This is a genomic window from Paenarthrobacter sp. 4246 (genome assembly GCF_040546855.1).
Taxonomy (GTDB): Bacteria; Actinomycetota; Actinomycetes; order Actinomycetales; family Micrococcaceae; genus Arthrobacter.
On the sequence record NZ_JBEPOP010000004.1, the window covers coordinates 490,459 to 506,842 of the forward strand.

19 protein-coding genes are annotated in these 16,384 nt (G+C 64.2%); 6 read left to right on the forward strand and 13 right to left on the reverse strand.

All coding sequences use genetic code 11. The annotated features are described in order from the left end of the window. Positions 1–43 precede the first annotated feature (43 nt). Positions 44–1,120, forward strand: a complete 1,077-nt coding sequence (gene disA, locus ABIE35_RS10230) for a DNA integrity scanning diadenylate cyclase DisA (RefSeq protein ID WP_024819020.1) — start codon at positions 44–46, stop codon at positions 1,118–1,120. A gap of 37 nt (positions 1,121–1,157) precedes the next feature. Here the strand turns inward: disA and ABIE35_RS10235 are convergent, their stop codons facing one another. Further along, on the reverse strand, positions 1,158–1,880 hold the full coding sequence (locus ABIE35_RS10235; protein WP_354514613.1) for a hypothetical protein: 723 nt from the start codon (positions 1,878–1,880) through the stop codon (positions 1,158–1,160). Positions 1,881–2,016: 136 nt separating this feature from the next. On the opposite strand from ABIE35_RS10235, the gene ABIE35_RS10240 reads away from it, so the two are divergent. From ABIE35_RS10240 to ABIE35_RS10250, 3 genes are all read left to right on the forward strand, one after another. Then, entirely contained in the window at positions 2,017–2,967 is a 951-nt protein-coding gene (locus ABIE35_RS10240; protein ID WP_354514615.1) for an iron-sulfur binding domain-containing protein, read from the forward strand. 113 nt (positions 2,968–3,080) lie between these two features. After that, positions 3,081–3,563: a hypothetical protein gene (locus tag ABIE35_RS10245; RefSeq protein WP_354514616.1), complete on the forward strand. Its 483-nt coding sequence runs from the start codon at positions 3,081–3,083 to the stop codon at positions 3,561–3,563. Positions 3,564–3,705: 142 nt separating this feature from the next. Further along, positions 3,706–5,091, forward strand: a complete 1,386-nt coding sequence (locus ABIE35_RS10250) for a cation:dicarboxylate symporter family transporter (RefSeq protein ID WP_354514618.1) — start codon at positions 3,706–3,708, stop codon at positions 5,089–5,091. Here ABIE35_RS10250 and ABIE35_RS10255 read toward each other — a convergent pair. Continuing rightward, positions 5,051–5,875 (reverse strand): AraC family transcriptional regulator, encoded by an 825-nt coding sequence (locus ABIE35_RS10255; protein ID WP_354514620.1) that lies wholly within the window; start codon positions 5,873–5,875, stop codon positions 5,051–5,053. The genes ABIE35_RS10250 and ABIE35_RS10255 overlap by 41 nt on opposite strands. Positions 5,876–5,952: 77 nt before the next feature. Between ABIE35_RS10255 and ABIE35_RS10260 the strand changes: the two genes are divergently transcribed. Beyond that, positions 5,953–6,465 (forward strand): VOC family protein, encoded by a 513-nt coding sequence (locus tag ABIE35_RS10260; protein WP_354514621.1) that lies wholly within the window; start codon positions 5,953–5,955, stop codon positions 6,463–6,465. Between the two features lie 46 nt (positions 6,466–6,511). Here ABIE35_RS10260 and ABIE35_RS10265 read toward each other — a convergent pair whose 3' ends face one another. The 7 genes from ABIE35_RS10265 to ABIE35_RS10295 all read right to left on the reverse strand — a co-directional run bounded on the left by ABIE35_RS10265 (position 6,512) and on the right by ABIE35_RS10295 (position 10,590). Continuing rightward, the gene (locus tag ABIE35_RS10265; RefSeq protein ID WP_354514623.1) at positions 6,512–6,871 is read right to left on the reverse strand and encodes a VOC family protein; all 360 of its coding nucleotides are present in this window, start codon (positions 6,869–6,871) and stop codon (positions 6,512–6,514) included. A 4-nt stretch (positions 6,872–6,875) separates the two neighbouring features. Beyond that, the gene (locus ABIE35_RS10270) at positions 6,876–7,142 is read right to left on the reverse strand and encodes a DUF4235 domain-containing protein (RefSeq protein ID WP_354514625.1); all 267 of its coding nucleotides are present in this window, start codon (positions 7,140–7,142) and stop codon (positions 6,876–6,878) included. Between the two features lie 95 nt (positions 7,143–7,237). Continuing rightward, positions 7,238–7,414, reverse strand: coding sequence for a CsbD family protein (locus tag ABIE35_RS10275; protein ID WP_035760998.1), 177 nt, complete (start codon positions 7,412–7,414; stop codon positions 7,238–7,240). Positions 7,415–7,504: 90 nt separating this feature from the next. Next, entirely contained in the window at positions 7,505–8,191 is a 687-nt protein-coding gene (dhaM, locus tag ABIE35_RS10280; protein WP_354514627.1) for a dihydroxyacetone kinase phosphoryl donor subunit DhaM, read from the reverse strand. Beyond that, positions 8,188–8,850, reverse strand: coding sequence for a dihydroxyacetone kinase subunit DhaL (gene dhaL, locus ABIE35_RS10285; protein WP_354514629.1), 663 nt, complete (start codon positions 8,848–8,850; stop codon positions 8,188–8,190). Before dhaL ends, dhaM begins: the two co-directional genes overlap by 4 nt. 2 nt (positions 8,851–8,852) lie before the next feature. Beyond that, on the reverse strand, positions 8,853–9,854 hold the full coding sequence (gene dhaK, locus ABIE35_RS10290) for a dihydroxyacetone kinase subunit DhaK (RefSeq protein WP_354514631.1): 1,002 nt from the start codon (positions 9,852–9,854) through the stop codon (positions 8,853–8,855). A 109-nt stretch (positions 9,855–9,963) separates the two neighbouring features. Further along, positions 9,964–10,590: an isochorismatase family protein gene (locus tag ABIE35_RS10295; RefSeq protein ID WP_354514633.1), complete on the reverse strand. Its 627-nt coding sequence runs from the start codon at positions 10,588–10,590 to the stop codon at positions 9,964–9,966. 133 nt (positions 10,591–10,723) lie between these two features. Here ABIE35_RS10295 and ABIE35_RS10300 point away from each other — a divergent pair, with 133 nt between their 5' ends. Further along, positions 10,724–11,701: a GlxA family transcriptional regulator gene (locus tag ABIE35_RS10300; RefSeq protein ID WP_354514635.1), complete on the forward strand. Its 978-nt coding sequence runs from the start codon at positions 10,724–10,726 to the stop codon at positions 11,699–11,701. Positions 11,702–11,782: 81 nt separating this feature from the next. Here the strand turns inward: ABIE35_RS10300 and ABIE35_RS10305 are convergent, their stop codons facing one another. From ABIE35_RS10305 to ABIE35_RS10320, 4 genes are all read right to left on the reverse strand, one after another. Next, entirely contained in the window at positions 11,783–11,971 is a 189-nt protein-coding gene (locus ABIE35_RS10305; protein WP_354514637.1) for a hypothetical protein, read from the reverse strand. Positions 11,972–11,983: 12 nt separating this feature from the next. Continuing rightward, entirely contained in the window at positions 11,984–13,432 is a 1,449-nt protein-coding gene (locus tag ABIE35_RS10310; RefSeq protein ID WP_354514639.1) for an FAD-binding oxidoreductase, read from the reverse strand. A gap of 169 nt (positions 13,433–13,601) precedes the next feature. Beyond that, positions 13,602–14,111, reverse strand: a complete 510-nt coding sequence (locus tag ABIE35_RS10315) for an amino-acid N-acetyltransferase (protein ID WP_311211759.1) — start codon at positions 14,109–14,111, stop codon at positions 13,602–13,604. Positions 14,112–14,195: 84 nt separating this feature from the next. Further along, positions 14,196–16,298 carry a S9 family peptidase gene (locus ABIE35_RS10320; protein ID WP_354514641.1) on the reverse strand — a complete coding sequence of 701 codons (2,103 nt, stop codon included), beginning with the start codon at positions 16,296–16,298 and terminating at the stop codon, positions 14,196–14,198. Positions 16,299–16,384: the final 86 nt, after the last annotated feature.

Consider the following 16,384-nt stretch of genomic DNA (forward strand, 5'->3'; position numbering starts at 1 on the left):
GCTTGTCTGTGAGCCGAGGCTTGCACCTTCGAAGGGAAACCCTATGGCCCGGAGCCCGGAAGAGTCGCTTAAGGCGACCTTGGCCAGAGTCGCACCCGGAACCCCGTTGCGCGATGGCCTGGAACGCATCCTCCGCGGACGGACCGGAGCCCTGATTGTCTTGGGCTACGACCGCACCATCGACTCCATCTGTTCCGGCGGGTTCGATATCGGCATCGATTTCTCCCCCACGCGCCTGCGCGAGCTGGCCAAAATGGACGGCGCCATCATCTGCGACAAGGACGCCAGCAATATAGTCCGCGCCGCAGTCCAACTGGTCCCGGATTCAAGCATCGAAACCCAGGAATCGGGCACCAGGCACCGCACCGCTGAGCGCGTGGCTATCCAAACCGGCGTTCCCGTGATCTCCGTCAGCCAGTCCATGCAGATCATCGCGCTCTACGTGAACGGTTTGCGCCACGTGCTGGAGGGCTCCGAAAAGGTCCTCGCCCGCGCCAACCAGGCCCTGGCAACGTTGGAACGGTACAGCGCCAGGCTGGACCAGGTCACCAGTTCCCTCTCCGCCCTCGAAATCGAGGCCCTTGTTACCGTCAGGGACGTCGCGGTCACCCTGCAGCGCCAGGAAATGGTCCGTCGAATCTCGGAGGAAATCGCCCAGTACGTTCTGGAACTTGGCGAAGACGGCCGTCTGCTGTCCCTCCAGGTGGAGGAACTGACCATGGGCCGTGGTCCGGGCAGCGACGTCATCATCCGCGACTACTCGGACCCCGATGCCACGCCCGAGGAGATCGAGGAAGCCGTCCAGGCACTCCTCAACTTGGGACCCACCGAACTGATCGACCTCAGCCGCATCGCACACATCATCGGTTTCGCCGGCGGGGTTGAGCAGTTGGACGCAGTGGTCCAGCCTCGCGGCTACCGCCTGCTGTCCGGTTTGAAGTCGGTGCCCAAGGCAGTGGCCGACCGCCTGGTGGACTACTTCGGCGGTCTCCAGAACCTGATGGCCGCCACCATCGATGACCTGATGACCGTGGACGGCATCGGCGATCAGCGTGCCCGGACGGTGCGTGAGGGCTTGAGCCGCATGGCCGAGGCCAGCCTGCTGGACCGGTTCCTCTAAGCCGCCTGCCGCCGTCGAACGCCTGCTCAGCAGGAACTTAGTTCAGCTGGAAGACAGCCTTGGGGCTGGCTTTGTTCCCCAGCCGCGCCTCGAACGTGTAGTAGGCGCCGCCACCACCCGGTTTGGCGTCGATCGCGGCGCAGCCCTCCAGGGTCCGGTTGCGCTGCCACGGGAAGTTGGCGGTTTCGCTCTTGCCGGGCTGGATGGTTTTGATGAGGTCTTCGCCGCCGGTCTGGCAGTCCTTGGAGGAGAAGATGCGGTCCGCGCCGCTCATCACCAGGTACTCCATTTGGGAGGTTCCCACGTTGACCTCGCACGGAGCGTTGCCGCCGTTGGTGATGGTCATGGTGAGCAGCGGCTTATCTTCCCCACCATAGGCGGGCTTGTCGGTCTTGGCCGCGACAGTCATGAGGTTGAAGTCGCACACAGGCGTCGGCGAAGCAGACGGCGACGGTGTCCCTGACGGCGCGCTTCCCTGTGTCGGCGCCTGCGACGCTTCCGGGGTGCTGACGGCCTGGGGCTCATTCTTTCCGGCGAGCGCGCCGGTGAGGGCCACCCCGCCTCCAACCAGCAGGGCGATCACCAGCAGCAGGGCGCCAAAAACAACTTGCCGACGACGGCGGTACACAGCAGGGCTCGGGCGCCGCCTCTTCGTCGGGGCACCGCGGCCTGTTGTTCCGTTCCGGGATGAGCCACGGGCAGCACCCTTCGCCGGCGCTGAAGAGCGCGCGGTCGACTGCTGCTTACCGTTGGTGGCCATGGTTCTAGGCTAGGCTCGTGGCCCTCGGGGCACCTAACCTACACGCCGCAGGACCCTGATCCGGGACTGTGTGACGTCGGCCATGGCCACTCCCGGGACGGTGAGGCGTCCGGATTCCATTACAGTTGAGGGCAGTATGACTCTTCCTGATTCCGGCCAGCTGGCCAAGCTCCACGACGCGTTGGACCTCTGGTTCGCCGACGCCGCCAGGGATCTGCCATGGCGCGAGCCGGACTGCAGCGCTTGGGGAATCCTGGTCAGCGAGGTCATGCTCCAGCAGACTCCTGTGGTCCGGGTGCTGCCCGTGTGGCGGGACTGGATGGACCGCTGGCCCACGCCGGGCCATCTGGCCGAGGAGCCGTCGGGCGAAGCCGTCCGCCATTGGGGCCGACTCGGATACCCACGCCGCGCCCTGCGACTGCACGCAGCCGCCGTCGCCATCCGCGAGCAGCACGGCGGCAACGTTCCTGACACGTATGCCGAGCTTCTGGGTTTGCCGGGCGTGGGGAGTTACACAGCTGCCGCCGTCGCCGCCTTCGCTTTTGGACGGCGCGAAACCGTGGTGGACACCAACATCAGGCGGGTTCACGCCCGGCTCATTTCCGGGAACGCCCTGCCCGCTCCCGCCTTGACGGCAGGTGAAATGCGCCTGGCCGAGGCCCTCCTCCCCGCCGAACAGGAACTGTCCGTGCGCTGGAACGCGTCCGTCATGGAACTCGGAGCCATGGTGTGCACGGCCCGCAGCCCCAAGTGCGCGGACTGTCCTGTCCGCTCAAGCTGCGCCTGGCTCGCCGCTGGTGAGCCGCCGCCGTCGTACACGCCCAAAGGCCAGTCCTGGCACGGCACCGACCGGCAGGTCCGCGGCGCCGTGATGGCCGTCCTCCGCGAAGCCGCCTCTCCCGTCCCGCGCCAGATGTTCGAGCAAGCGCCGGCGGACCTCGGATTCGCGCCGTCGGGCATCGGGATCCCCCTCGCCGCTCTGCACCGGCTCAACTCGGCGCCGGAGCAACTTGAGCGCGCACTGGATGGCCTGTTGGTGGACGGCTTGGCAGAGATGCACGACGGCGGGTTGCGGCTTCCGGCCTAGCCTTCCGCAGGCGCGGTATCGGTTCGGCAACGGGAACGGGTGAGCCGTAACGATGCAGGTGCTTCTTCGGGACTCACTGGAGACACCGGCTCCGTCCGGCCCTACGCTGAAGCATGGGCAAAATCGGAGTGGCGTTGACCCTTGCCGGAACGGCGGCGTTGCTCCCTGGGTGCTATCCCGAGGCTGTAGCCTGCCCTGCCATTGGGCACATTGCAGGCGTATCCCTGAGTGTTGCAGCGAGTTACGCAGACCAGGTGGGGACGCTGCGGCTCAAGGCCTGCCAGGACGGTACCTGCACCGAAAAGGACCTGGACCTGCACCCGGGCGCCGTAGCCGTGGACCAAGGCTGCACGCCGGATGGCGTGTGCTCCGCGACATCGTCCCCTGACGGGACATTTGTGGGATTCCTTGAGCTTCCCGCCCTCAGCGAAGGCCCTCTGGAGGCGACCGTCAGCGGCACGTCTCCCTCTGGCACAGCCCTGCCCACGCGGACATTGACCTTCGCGCCCAAGGGCGATTATCCGTACGGCGAGCAATGCGGAAGGGTCATTTCCGCCGCGGTGATTTTGGATGAAGACGGGCTAAGTCAGACCTAGACTTTCCACATCGTGAAAATCTTGTTCCGATATTAAACACAACAGGCCTCAGGAATTAGCAATTCGGAAACAAGGCCCTCATAGCGTCTTGTGTGATCCCAGCCGCGACCGCAGCGCGGCCCTCGCACAGACAGGCACCCCCTTGAAAATTCCCACACCCACGGCTTCCGTGACTCCAGCAGCGAAGAAGCCCCTGTACAAATCCTTGTTCTTCCAGATTCTGGTGGCCGTGGTGCTGGGCATCGCTATAGGGTACCTATGGCCAAACATAGGGGCTGCCCTTCGCCCACTGGGCGACGGCTTCATTCAGCTCATTAAAATGATCATCGCTCCACTGATTTTCCTGGTCATCGTCACGGGGATCTCTGCCGTGGGGGACGTCAAGTCCGTAGGCCGCGTAGGTGTTAAGGCATTGATCTATTTCACCGGCGCCACACTCTTCGCCTTGGCATTTGGGCTGGTGGTTGCCAATCTTGTGCAGCCGGGCGCAGGCCTGAACATTGACCCGGCGTCCTTGTCCGAGGATGCAGTGAACGCCAAGACCACCACCGCTCCACCCAAAGATGCGGGTCAGTTCCTGCTGGGCATCATCCCCACCAGCGTCATAGGAGCCTTCGCGTCCAACTCGCTGCTCCAGGTCCTGTGCTTCGCCATCTTCTTTGGCGCAGCAATCGTGGTGGTGGGCCGCGAGAAGTGCAAGCCCGTGATCGACCTCATGGAAACGACACTGGAGCTCTTCTTCAAAATCATGGCGTGGGTCATGCGGGTCGCCCCCATTGGAGCCTTCGGCGCCATGGCCTTCATCATCGGCCAATACGGGCTCAGTTCGCTGAGTACCTACGCCCTCCTGGTTGCGGCATGCTACGGCTCAGCGCTGGTCTTCATCGGCCTGCTGTTTGTGGTGGCTTGGGTCTACCCGCGCGTTCCCCTGTGGCAGTTCATCAAGTACTCCCGCGAAGAATTTATGCTTGCCCTGGGCACGGCCTCCACTGAATCCGTCCTCCCCCGCATCATGACCAAGCTGACCAACGCCGGTTGTTCCCGGGCAACCACAGGCCTGGTGGTGCCCACGGGATACTCCTTCAATCTGGACGGAGCCGCGCTTTACCTTTCCATCTCCCTTCTTTTCCTTGCCCAGGCCTTTGGCCACAACCTGGACCTGGGTCAGCAACTGGCAGCGCTCGGCATCCTGATGCTCACCTCCAAGGGCATGGCCGGCGTTCCCGGTTCCGCCTTCCTCGCCCTCTCCGCGACGGCCGGGGCGCTGGGAATCTTCCCGGTGGCAGGAGTTGCACTCCTGCTTGGAGCAGACCGATTGATGGACTCCATGCGCGTAGTGGTCAACCTGTTGGGCAACTGCGTCGCGACGTTCGTGGTGTCCAAATGGGAGGGACAATTCGATCGCGACGCCATGCTTGCGGCTTTCCGCGGGGAGGACACGATGCAAGAGGACACCGACGCGGCAACCGAGTCTACGGCGCCGGCACTCAAAACTCCCCAGCTGACCTCCGGTACCTACTCGGCGTGAAGCCCAAGTACTTCTGGAAGTCGTTCGTCAGATGCGCATGATCGGCATAGCCGAGTTCGACGGCGATCGCCGCAAGGTCCGCTGTTGGATCGGACCGGGTACGCTCGGCGGCATCCTGAAGCCTCCGGCGACGTATGAGTGCTGCGGGGCTGAGTCCTATGTACTTCCTGGCCAACCTCTGCAGCGTTCGCGATGAGACCGCCAGCCGGGCGGCAGCGTCCTCGAGCAAAAGCACCTCTGGGTCGGAAGCGATCACATCCATCATCCGGTTCGCGAGCAGGGCTTCCTCCGAGAGCACTGCGTCGAGTGAAACCAGCCACGCAACAAAGGCCTCTACTGCCCGCTTGCGGTGAGTGCCGTCGTCGCGCGTTGTGGCACTGCGGGGCTGCATGGCGCTGCGAGGCGGGGCCATCGCGGCCGAAACCGCAGTGTGCAGCTCCGTCAGCTCCAGTGCCAATTGCCTGTCCCGCAAGGCGCCGGGGTCGTCGGTAAACAACGGCACGGCGGCCGGGCGGAGCAGCGCGCCCACAGCCCAGCCAGAGCCGGTCAGGTCGCGGTGTGCGGCGCGGGTGGTTGGTCCCGAAAAGATGACATCCGCAGGCTGCACCACCAAGTTGGACGCAGGGTAGGCGATGAGGTGTTGCCGGGAGGTCCGCCCGGGTTCGATGTCCCACTCGGGGATCCAGAACCACTGCACCAGGCCGGCTACCGATGCCGGCGCGGGTATGCGGTTGAAGGTGGGTAGTCGCGCGGGGTACAGGATGCCTTTGAAGGAACCCTCCATAAGCCCCTCCCGGGTCGGCGTGAACCTGTCGCGAATCTCCAAGCGCCCGGCACCCGGAGGCACGTAGCGTCGTATCCATGACAGATACTACAAGCACAGAATCAACCACGGCCGCCCACGGGGAGCACACCACCCACGGCATTCCCAACGGTCTCACCAGCCTCACGCCGTTCCTCTCGGTGCCGAACGCCAAGGCGGCCATCGCCTTTTACCGGGACGTGTTCGATGCCCGCGTGGTGGGCGAAACTGAGATGGGCGGGATAGTGGTCCATGCCGAACTGGACTTCGGAAACGGCCACCTCCAGCTGGGTGAGCCCAACCCGGAATATCACTTGGTCCAAGCACCGTCCGGCGAAGATGACTGCTACTCCCTGGGCCTCTACTGCTCCGACGCGGACAGCCTGGTCCGTAAAGCGGAGCAAGCCGGCGCCGCCATCCGGGAGCCGTTGACCACCTTCGTTTCAGGTGACCGCTACGCGAGCATCCGCGATCCGTTCGGCGTGCGTTGGTCCATCATGACGCGTGTCGAGGACCTCTCCGAGGAAGAGAGCAACCGCCGCGTCGAGGAATGGGCGGCACAGCAGGGCTAAGGGGCCGGGAGCCGCCACAGGGTTCAGGCCCAGCGGCGGCCAAGCCCTAGCTAAGGCAGAGACAGAACGGGTGCCCGGCCGGATCGAGGAACACCCTGAACGTCTCCCCTGGCTGGTGGTCGGCCTTGGTGGCCCCAAGCGAGAGCGCAACTTCTTCGCCTTTGTCCAGGTCTTCCACCACCATGTCCAAATGCATTTGCTGCGGAATGGTCTGCCCGGGCCACACCGGCGGCTGGTACACCTCCACTTGTTGGAAGGAGATGCAGTTACTGCCATCGCTGGGGCGGATATCGAACCAGTCGCCCTTGTCCTCGACTTCCCAGCCGAAGAGCTCGCCATAGAAGGCAGCCAAGGCGGCCGCGTCAGGACAATCGATGACAACGCTCGGGAACTTAGCTATAGCCATGTTTTTAGACCTCGTCAGCCGTTTTCTTCATGCGGGCCAGGGCGCTCTTGGTGCCCCGCTGGGTAAGAACGTGAACCACGGCGGCGACGGCGGCCGAGACAACCGCGAAGACCAGCACGCCCGGAAGTGAATCATTGAGGTCTGTGCTGTCTTTGGGGGCAGGCTTGCCGGTCTTCTTCTCCCAGAGGCCCTCCAGCGTCTTGTTTGCCAGCGCACCGGCGCCAAGACCGATTGCCAGGCCGAAAATTTTCACCAGTATGTTCACGTACATCCTCCATCAAGTTTGGCGCCGGCGGACGACGCCACAACAATCGCCTCACAAAACAAGGCAGGGCCGCTGCAACCGCAGCGGCCCTGTCCGGATACCTAGTCTTTCTTGAAGGCGTCCTTCAGCTTCTCGCCGGCGCCCTTGAGGTCGGCCTTCGTCTGGTCGCCCTTGCCTTCTGCTTCAAGACGCTCGTTGTCCGTCAGCTTTCCGGCAGCTTCCTTGGCCTTGCCACCAAGCTTCTCGCCAGCGTTCTCCATCTTGTCGTCAGCACCCATGATTCGCACCTCTTCCTTGTAGTGAACCTGTACCTCTACAACATCACTAATCAGCATACTTAGCAATATTTGACAGCAAATCCATCTGAACTAGAGCTCCCCGAACCCTTCTTCCACCAACCGCCGAACGTAGTCAACAGCTTTCTGCGCGCCCTTGCCGCGGGCTTCGACACGAAGCGTGGAACCTTGGCCGGCGGCGAGCGCCATGAGCGCCATGATGGACATGCCGTCGACGCCGTTGACGGTCACCTCGGCGTCCAACCCGGACAGGCCGCCTGCGATCTTCGCGGCGGGCCGGGCGTGCATGCCCAGGGGGTTGATGAGCTCGAAGTCGCCGCTGGCGTCCGGCTCGATGACGCCGGCCGCCTCGGTCGCTTCAACCGGCTCCGCGGGCCGGTATCCCGCGGCTTCCGCGGCCTTGCGGACGTCCGCGACGCCGGAACCTCCTTGGGCCGCGACGGCGGCGGCCACCAGGCCCTCAACCAAGGGTGCATCCGCAAGGAGGACGGCATCAGGGTCGCTCGCAAACTCCATGGCAGACTCAGCCGTCATCACCGCCGAGCCCAAATCGGTCAGTACCACCACGCCGTCACCGCCGGAATCAACCAAGGACTGCTCGACGGCGGCCAGCACCTTCTCCAGGCTGGTGCCGATCCGATCGTCGTCAGTGCCCCCGGCGGCGACCAATTCGACGTCGGGCGCCATCTGCGCGGCGAGTTCCACCGCACCCTCGGCAATCTTGCTGCTGTGCGAAACCACCACGATCCCAACCGTCATACGGCCTCGGTTCCTGTCCCGGCCGTGGAACCGGCAGCAGCCTCGGCGGCCGCACGGAGGAGCAGCGCCGTGGAAGCCGCCCCGGGGTCGCGGTGCCCGGCGCTGCGCTCCCCCAAGTAGCTGGCGCGCCCTTTACGAGCCACCAAGGGATCCGTTGCCATCGCCCCGGTCTCAGCTGCTTCGGCAGCCGCCTCCAGGACGCCTACCGGATCCGCGCCGCCCGCTGCTGCTTTTTGGGCCGCTTCCACGGCGGGTGTCCACGCGTCGATCATGGTCTTGTCCCCCAGCTCGGCTTTGCCGCGCGCCACCACGCCATCACGTGCGGCGGCGAGAGCGGCCGCCAGAGTTTCGGCGTCAATCTCGGCGGCATCGCCCAGCGAGGTAGCTGCCCGCAGATAGGCCGTCCCGTACAGCGGCCCGGCAGCGCCGCCCACCTTGGACATGAGGGCCATCGCGGCGGCTTTGAGCGCGGCTCCGGGAGTTGCGGGTGGCGCCTCGTCGAGTTTCTGGAGGACGGCCTGGAACCCGCGGTCCATGTTTTCGCCGTGGTCCGAGTCGCCGATCGCCCGATCCAGTTCGATCAGTTCCACGCGGTGCTCTTCCATGGCCTTGGCGGAAAGTTTCAACCAGTCCAGGGCCCAGGCAACGGTCAACCCCATATTCAGGCTCCCCACCGCAAGGCTGCGGTGTGGACGGGAGCATCCCATAGCCGGGTCATCTCGTCATCAAGGCGCAGGACCGAGACCGAACAGCCCTGCATCTCCAGGGAGGTCACGTAGTTACCCACCAGCGAACGCTCCACGGTGGCTCCACGCTCGGCCAGGACCTGGGCGGCACGCCGGTAGACGATGTAGAGCTCGCTTTGCGGGGTACCACCCATGCCGTTCACGAACAGCAACACCTTGTCCCCGGATGCCAGGGCAAGATCCTCCAGCACAGGTTCCAGGAGGCGGTCCGTAATAGCGTCAGCGCTTTCCATGGCGATCTTGTGCCGCCCCGGTTCGCCGTGAATACCTATGCCGATCTCGATCTCATTGTCTTCCAGCTCGAAGCTCGGCGTGCCTGCGTGTGGCACGGTGCAGCCGGACAGGGCCACGCCCATGGTCCGAACGTTGGCCACCACCCGTTCGGCGATGGCCGTGACGGCGTCAAGATCATCGCCGCGCTGGGCCGATGCTCCTGCGATCTTTTCCACCAAAACCGTTCCGCCCACCCCGCGCCGGCCCGCCGTGTACAGCGAATCCTCCACCGCGACGTCGTCGTTCACCAGGACCGAACGCACGTGCACGCCTTCGGCCTGCGCCATCTCGGCGGCGGTTTCAAAGTTCAGGACGTCGCCGGTGTAGTTCTTCACGATATGAACGACGCCGGCGCCTGAGTCGACTGCCACCGTAGCTGGAATGATCTGGTCGGGGGTTGGCGAGGTGAAGACGGCGCCGGGCACAGCGGCGTCGAGCATGCCGAGTCCCACGAAACCTGCGTGCAGGGGCTCGTGGCCGCTGCCTCCACCGGAGACCAAGGCAACCTTGCCCGCCACCGGAGCACCCTTTCGGATGACGTACTTGGGCTCGGGATGGACGTCCACAATGTCGGCATGGGCCATGCCGAACCCTTCTACGGACTCGTCCACCACTGCGCGTGGATCATTAATGAGCTTTTTCATGTGATGCTCCTGGGCGTGCTGCGGCTGGTGCTCTGACCCTACTACCGGCGGCCCGGCCCACGGTAGGCCCTGGGCGCCCTTGGTGCGGAGTTATCCCGCGCGGGGATTTTCAGCGCGAGGCCCCGGCCGCTGCCGAACTCCCCAGATCGCTCCTCTCCAGGGCATTACCCGCATTCAGAGCCTCCACCCAAGAGTCAGTGCTGCTGACGGCCGCCCAGTTGGAGTTCAGCAAAGCCATCAGGGTGGTGTGGACTGTTTCCGCATCAGCGAATCCTGCGTCGTTGGCCAGATTGATGGCACCGGTCGCATCCGAGAGGACTTCGGTGCTGAAACCTATAAATTCGGCTTCCACAGCTGAAGCCAGGATGCAGTTGTTGGTCATGTACCCCACCAAGGTGACGGTGTCGACGTCGTGTTCCCGCAGCCATTCGGTCAGGTCCGTCCCGGCGTAGACCGAGCCGTACTCCTTGACGACATCCTTCCAGGAGTCCCTCCGGCGGGCCTCGACGTCAGGGTGGAGGGAGAATTCCGCGGTTCCCGGAGCGAAAACCGGCGCACCTTCTCCAGCGCTGTGCTGGATGGCGGCAACCGGGATGCCAGCGGCCGTTGCGGCGTCTATGGCCTTGCTGATCATTCCAATGGATTCCTGATGAGGTGGGAACTGGATCTCGAGGGGTCCGCTGAAGTACTGCTGCTGGACGTCTACCAGGACAAGGGCGCGGCGGGGAGTGTTCATGATGCTCTCTTTCCGTGAAGTGGAAGGCAGTGGCCGGCTTGCGGCACCATTCCATCCTCGGCGTCTTCGGAACCGGCCACCAGTGGCATGAATGCCCTTATACGATTGATTCAGGCCAATCAAAGGAGGATCCGTGCGCATTGCTGTGTATGCCTTCCATGACGTCACGATGTTCCACCTCGCTGTCCCCCAAATGGTCTTCGACGAGGTCGCGCGCCAAGGACTCGCCGAGTGGACCACCCTGCTTTTTGCGGACCAGGCGGGCCACATCCGCACCGCGGAAGGCTATCAGCTGGGAGAAATCCGGGGCCCCGAAGCTGCGGACGAAGCCGACGTCATAGTGGTGCCCTCATGGTTTGATGACGGCCGCGAGCCCAGTGAACAGCTCCGCAACGTACTTCAGCAGGCGCATCATCGCGGCGTCACCATCCTTGGCCTCTGCCTTGGCACCATTCCCGTTGCCGACGCCGGCCTGCTGAAAGGACGATCCGCCGTCACCCATTGGGAGGCCTTCAGTTCGCTCTCGGCACGCCACCCGGATGTCTTCCTGGACCGGACGGTGCTGTACATCGATCACGGCGACGTGTTGACGTCGGCCGGCACCGCCTCCGGGCTGGACGCCTGCCTGCATCTGGTCAGGACCCGCCTGGGATCCGCTTCAGCCAACCAGGTGGCACGCAGCTTGGTCATCGCTCCGCACCGCGAGGGCGGACAGGCGCAGTACATTGAGCATCCCCTGCCGCCACGTTCCTCCGACGACCCCATGGCGCGCCTCCTTGAGTGGGCACTGGGGCATCTGGGCGAGGATCTGACCATCGAGACGCTCGCCAACCAGGCCCACCTGAGTCGCCGGACGTTCATTCGCGCCTTCAGGGCATCCACCGGCGCCACACCCTCAGCGTGGGTGCGTTCCCAGCGGCTGGATGCAGCCAGGCACCTCCTGGAAAGTTCCAGCCTGTCCGTAGACCAGGTGGCAGTCGAATGCGGCTTTGGCAGCGCCGTGACCCTCCGGCAAAACTTTGCCCGGGCCTTCTCCACCACGCCCACGGACTATCGACGCCGCTTCGACGCCCAACCAGGCGCTGCACTGCCCGGTGCCCCGCGGCTGTGAGGGTTGGCATGGCTGAAGGGACAGCCTCCTGGAGCCGTCCCTTCCGCCCTGCCTCACCTCCGCGGGCCTGATTTCCGCCGGCTACTCCTCAGCCCGCGGTGTCGCCACCGCCTCGGATTCCCGCCTGGCCGGGAACTCGGGCCAGAAGGCAGAGTACAGATCCGGGTCGGAGTGCCTGTCCCCGGGCCAAGAGGCTTCGTGCGGCCATGATCCGTGCGGAATGTCGATCTGGAAGGCGGAGAAGTCGGGGAACGTGACGCGGTTGTTCATCGCCCTCAGCCCCTAGTTGTTCAGCACGGCGTCGCCGCCGGCAGTCACGACGTCTTCAAGCAACACTGTCTGGTCAATGACCGGGAGCCCCACTACATGCCCGAAGCTGAACATGTTCTGCGGGTCCAACTCAGCCTTTGCCTTGCGGAGCCGTTCCAACGCCGTTGCCCGCCAGGGCCGTTCCCTGTCTTCGGCATCCACGAAGTGGCCGTGCAGGTTCACGAAGGTTCCGGCATTGGCGGCAGGCCGAAGGTCTTCATGGACGGCATTGAAAACCGCGGGCAACATCGCAACCACCGGCGGGACGGCAATGGCGCCCATGAAGAAGCTGAACGAAGCATCGCGGCCACCCACAATGTCGTCACCGTCTGCGCTCGTCGCCAAAGCACCGCCGAGCAACCGGAGTTCGGCCAACAGCACAGGACTTTCGACGCCGGGGCCAAAGTGCCGCAGAAGCGTTTCGGCTTCCGGCGCATCCAGCCTGTCCAAGAGGAACCCGTGTTCCATCACGGGAACTGGTTGGTCCGGGTCCTGGTGGATGGAGTCGAAAGCAGTAGCTTCAAGTGGGCCGGTGGCATCCATCATGAACGGTGCACTCCGGCGCATCGGCTCCACGAGTTGCGCCGCCGCCGCCAGATCACCCTGGTAGGCATAGCGGAGGTGGATCACGAACTTTCCGCGCAGAGGTTCCGGCACCATCTCCATGTCCGGCAGCCGCAGGAAGGCAAGTGACGCCGATGCCTCTACAGGCAGGGCAGGCGCCCAATCCCTGAACGCCTGCAGTACTTCTGGAGCTTGCTCACCGTCAAAGTAGATTCCGCCGGCGTAGAGGTCGGAGCCAGGGAAGAGGTGGAACTCCATGGCCGTGACGATTCCCAGATTGCCCTTGCCGCCACGAAGGAGGAAGAACAACTCCGAATCCTCGTCCCGGGTTACCCTGCGCAGGGTTCCGTCTGCCGTGACGATTTCAAACGCAATCACATGGTCAGAAGCGAATCCGTACTTGCGACCCAGGATCGGCAGCCCACCGCCCAGCGTGTAACCCACCACGCCAACATCAGTGGTTGAACCGCAGAGCCCCATGAGGCCGAAGGTCCCGGCGAGATCCACCACGGCCTTCCAGCGGACACCCGCACCGACGCGGGCTGTCTTCTCCAGGGGATCAATACTGAGCTCGAGCATTCGTCGGGTGCTGATCAGCAGGCCACCCTCGATCGCGTTCGTGGCGCCGTGCCCGGTTGACTGGACGGACACGGGCACACCGCGCTCCGCTGCCCAGCGGATCGCTGCCGAGACATCCTCTGCATCGAGGGCTCCGAAGGCGAGATCGGGCTGGTGCTGTGTGGATAAGTTGAAGGCCGCTATTTCAGCGGCGAAGCCGGGATCGGCAGGCGTGAACACTGGACCGCGCACGCTGAGTTGGAGTTCTGAAACATCTGAAAGGGACGCGTGGGACTGCATGATCTTCTCTCAATTGACCGATGTGGTGGAAGCTTCCCCAGCAAGCCTTGATCAGTTTATCCATCAATTTTAGATAAGAAAAGAGGATTAAATCACTCATAATCGGACGCGCTTGAAAGACGCGCCATTTACCCGCAGGATCGCTACGCGGAGGGAAGGGGAAGCAGGCCTAGAGCTGCTTGATCATGCGGGTATTGCCCAAGGTGTTCGGCTTCACCCGAGCCAGGTCCAGGAACTCAGCCACGCCCTCGTCATGCGAGCGCAGCAGCTCGGAGTAAACCTGGGGATCCACGGCCGACTGATCGGCCATGACTTCAAACCCGTGGCGCTTAAAGAAGTCCACCTCGAACGTCAGGCAGAATACGCGGCTCACTCCAAGGGCCCGCGCTTCCTCAAGGAGATTTTCCACCAGGACATGCCCCACGCCCCGCCCCCGCCAGGAATCGGCAGCCGCCAGAGTGCGGATCTCGGCCAGGTCCTCCCACATCACGTGGAGCGCGCCGCAGCCAATGACTTCGCCGCCGTCAGACTCGGCAATCCGGAATTCCTGCAGGCTCTCGTAATAAGCCACAGTCTCCTTGGCCATGAGGATCCGCTCCTCAGCCAAGGGCGCCACAAGCCTCTTGATCGCCGCTACATCGCTGGTGCGGGCAGGACGGAGGCTGAAGGTCGAATTCACTCCCCCATCCTAGCGAGGCAAACAGGTACCGGACGCCCCAGCCCCGCGCATGACAGAATGCGGGGCTGGGACCGAACGAATCGCCTATAAACCCAACTCCTCCGGTAAAGCAACGTCCTCGCCCAGCACCTGCTTTGCCAGGAAGTGCTCCACCACGCCGTACCAGATCTTGGCGTGCTGCGGCTGGAGCACCCAGTGGTTTTCGTCGGGGAAGTAAAGGAAGCGGTGTGGGCTCTGGCCGTTGTCGTCGGCTGGCAATTGCGAGGAGGACAGGAGTTCGTACCAGAGACGCAGTCCCTCGCCGATCGGAACCCGGTAGTCTTTGTCGCCGTGGATCACCAGCATGGGTGTCTTGATGTTTCCCACGTTCAGGTGCGGCGAGTTCTCCATGGCCATTTCAACGGTCATTTCCTTCAGCCAGTACTGGGCGGCATCCGTGGTGGGACCGAACTGGTCCAGCGCCCACAAACTGGCGTGGGTAACAATTGCTTTGAACCGGTCGGTCTGCCCGGCCACCCAATTGGCCATGTAGCCGCCGAACGATCCCCCCATCGCAGCTGTCCGCGACTCGTCAATGTCCGGGCGCCCAACCACCGCGTCGGTGATGGCCATGAGGTCGGTGAAGGGCTTCTTGCCCCACTCGCCCCAGCCGCGCTGGATGAATTCCTGACCGTAGCCTGTGGAGAGCGCGGGATCGGGCAGCAGCACGGCGTAGCCCTTGGCGACGAGCAGCCAGGGGTTCCAGCGCCACGTCCAGGCGTTCCACGAACCCAGTGGGCCGCCGTGGATCCACAGCAGGAGCGGAGCAGGCTTCCCTGCCGATGCCCCTTCAGGGAGGGCGAGGTAGGCGGGGATTCGTGAACCGTCGTTCGCTGTCGTTTCAACGCGCTCCAGGCGACCCTTGTACACAGGCCGCTCAGCGGGTGCCTGAAGCCTGGTCACTTCTCCGGTGGCGAGGTCTATCCGGACCGCTTCGGCGGGGAATTCGTACGAGCTCCGCAGGGCATACGCCGCCGTCCCGTCGGGAGAAATCACGACGTCGGAATAGGCGGAGGCGTCTTGCGTCACCCGGGTGACCCCACCGTCAGCGACGCTGATCCGGAAGACTGGCGACGCGCCGTCGTCGTCCGCTTTGGCCAGGACGGCGCTGCCATCCGGAAGCCAGGCAAGGACGGTGGCCCAGCGATCCCAGTGGTGCGCCAGCGGCTCAAGGTCCGTGGTCTCGCCGCCGGCAACGTTGAGCAGGTGCAGCTTCACCTGCGGAGCCTGCGTCGGCGTGGTGTCGCTTTCGCTTTCTACCACGAGCGTGCCGTTGTCCGGGCTGACGGGTCCCGGGAAGTAGCTCATGCCTTCGTGGTCCAGCAGCACCTTGACGTTCCCGGTGGCGACGTCGACGGCGGCCAACACCTCCCGGCTGTCGGCCTTGGCGAGCGCCTTGGTCATGCTGGTGTAAATGGTCTTCCCGTCCGGGCTCACCACTGTTTTTGACTCACGCAGCGAACCGCCGACGCCGACCGTCAGGTTGCGGAGCTTGAGTGGAGCCGCGGCGTCCACCGTTGACGGCTTGCCCGGTTCCTGCTCGTCACCCTGCTCAACGGCAAAGATCCGCGGCTCTGCGGGGCCGAGGTCGGCATCCCAATAGCGGACCGGGTAGCCGCTGTGCAGGATGGCCGAAACCTTGTTGTCCTTGCGGGCCTTTCGGCGCTTGTCGTCGTTGTCTTCGTCGGCGGATCCTGCCAGGACCTCGGCGCTGACGAACGTGGCATCTACGTCCTTCGCGGCCATGACCGAACTGATGCCACCTGCGCGCGAGTGCACCACGCGGGCTTCTCCACCGTCGGCGGGGAGCAGCCAAAGGGCGTTCACCGGGTCAGCGTCCGGGCTGTCCGGGTCCGGGCGCGCCGAGGTGAAGTAGAGGTCGCCGTTTGCCGCGAACGCCGCGCCGGCCTCGCCCTTGGAACTGCGGGTGATGCGGCGTGCGTGCTTCTGGCCGGTGGGGTCGATCTCCCAGAGGGCCGAAGCGAACTCGGTTCCCTTGCCGTTCAGCGTCGAAACGGTGGTGACCAGGCGCTTGCCATCGGGGCTGAGGGTGAGGCCGCTGACCCGCGGGATGGCGAGGTAGTGGTCCAGGTGATGGAAGGGAGTTTCGGGCTGCTCGCCCGGGGTCAGAGTGTCAGCAGAGTCCATGATCCGATTCAACACGCATTGTGCTCCCGATCACAGAGTGGTTCACTCACAGTGAAACAGTACTTCCACATATCCCGTGCCCCACT

What these genes read in the sequence shown, in the direction of transcription:
- disA (WP_024819020.1), top strand. Translation starts at nt 44, where the DNA reads ATGGCCCGGAGCCCGGAAGAGTCGCTTAAGGCGACCTTGGCCAGAGTC.
- ABIE35_RS10275 (WP_035760998.1), bottom strand. Translation starts at nt 7,414, where the DNA reads ATGGGTGCTGACGACAAGATGGAGAACGCTGGCGAGAAGCTTGGTGGC.
- ABIE35_RS10305 (WP_354514637.1), bottom strand. Translation starts at nt 11,971, where the DNA reads ATGAACAACCGCGTCACGTTCCCCGACTTCTCCGCCTTCCAGATCGAC.
- dhaM (WP_354514627.1), bottom strand. Translation starts at nt 8,191, where the DNA reads ATGACGGTTGGGATCGTGGTGGTTTCGCACAGCAGCAAGATTGCCGAG.
- ABIE35_RS10265 (WP_354514623.1), bottom strand. Translation starts at nt 6,871, where the DNA reads ATGGCTATAGCTAAGTTCCCGAGCGTTGTCATCGATTGTCCTGACGCG.
- ABIE35_RS10310 (WP_354514639.1), bottom strand. Translation starts at nt 13,432, where the DNA reads ATGCAGTCCCACGCGTCCCTTTCAGATGTTTCAGAACTCCAACTCAGC.
- ABIE35_RS10320 (WP_354514641.1), bottom strand. Translation starts at nt 16,298, where the DNA reads ATGGACTCTGCTGACACTCTGACCCCGGGCGAGCAGCCCGAAACTCCC.
- ABIE35_RS10270 (WP_354514625.1), bottom strand. Translation starts at nt 7,142, where the DNA reads ATGTACGTGAACATACTGGTGAAAATTTTCGGCCTGGCAATCGGTCTT.
- dhaK (WP_354514631.1), bottom strand. Translation starts at nt 9,854, where the DNA reads ATGAAAAAGCTCATTAATGATCCACGCGCAGTGGTGGACGAGTCCGTA.
- ABIE35_RS10260 (WP_354514621.1), top strand. Translation starts at nt 5,953, where the DNA reads ATGACAGATACTACAAGCACAGAATCAACCACGGCCGCCCACGGGGAG.
- ABIE35_RS10255 (WP_354514620.1), bottom strand. Translation starts at nt 5,875, where the DNA reads ATGGAGGGTTCCTTCAAAGGCATCCTGTACCCCGCGCGACTACCCACC.
- ABIE35_RS10240 (WP_354514615.1), top strand. Translation starts at nt 2,017, where the DNA reads ATGACTCTTCCTGATTCCGGCCAGCTGGCCAAGCTCCACGACGCGTTG.
- ABIE35_RS10235 (WP_354514613.1), bottom strand. Translation starts at nt 1,880, where the DNA reads ATGGCCACCAACGGTAAGCAGCAGTCGACCGCGCGCTCTTCAGCGCCG.
- ABIE35_RS10245 (WP_354514616.1), top strand. Translation starts at nt 3,081, where the DNA reads ATGGGCAAAATCGGAGTGGCGTTGACCCTTGCCGGAACGGCGGCGTTG.
- ABIE35_RS10295 (WP_354514633.1), bottom strand. Translation starts at nt 10,590, where the DNA reads ATGAACACTCCCCGCCGCGCCCTTGTCCTGGTAGACGTCCAGCAGCAG.
- dhaL (WP_354514629.1), bottom strand. Translation starts at nt 8,850, where the DNA reads ATGGGGTTGACCGTTGCCTGGGCCCTGGACTGGTTGAAACTTTCCGCC.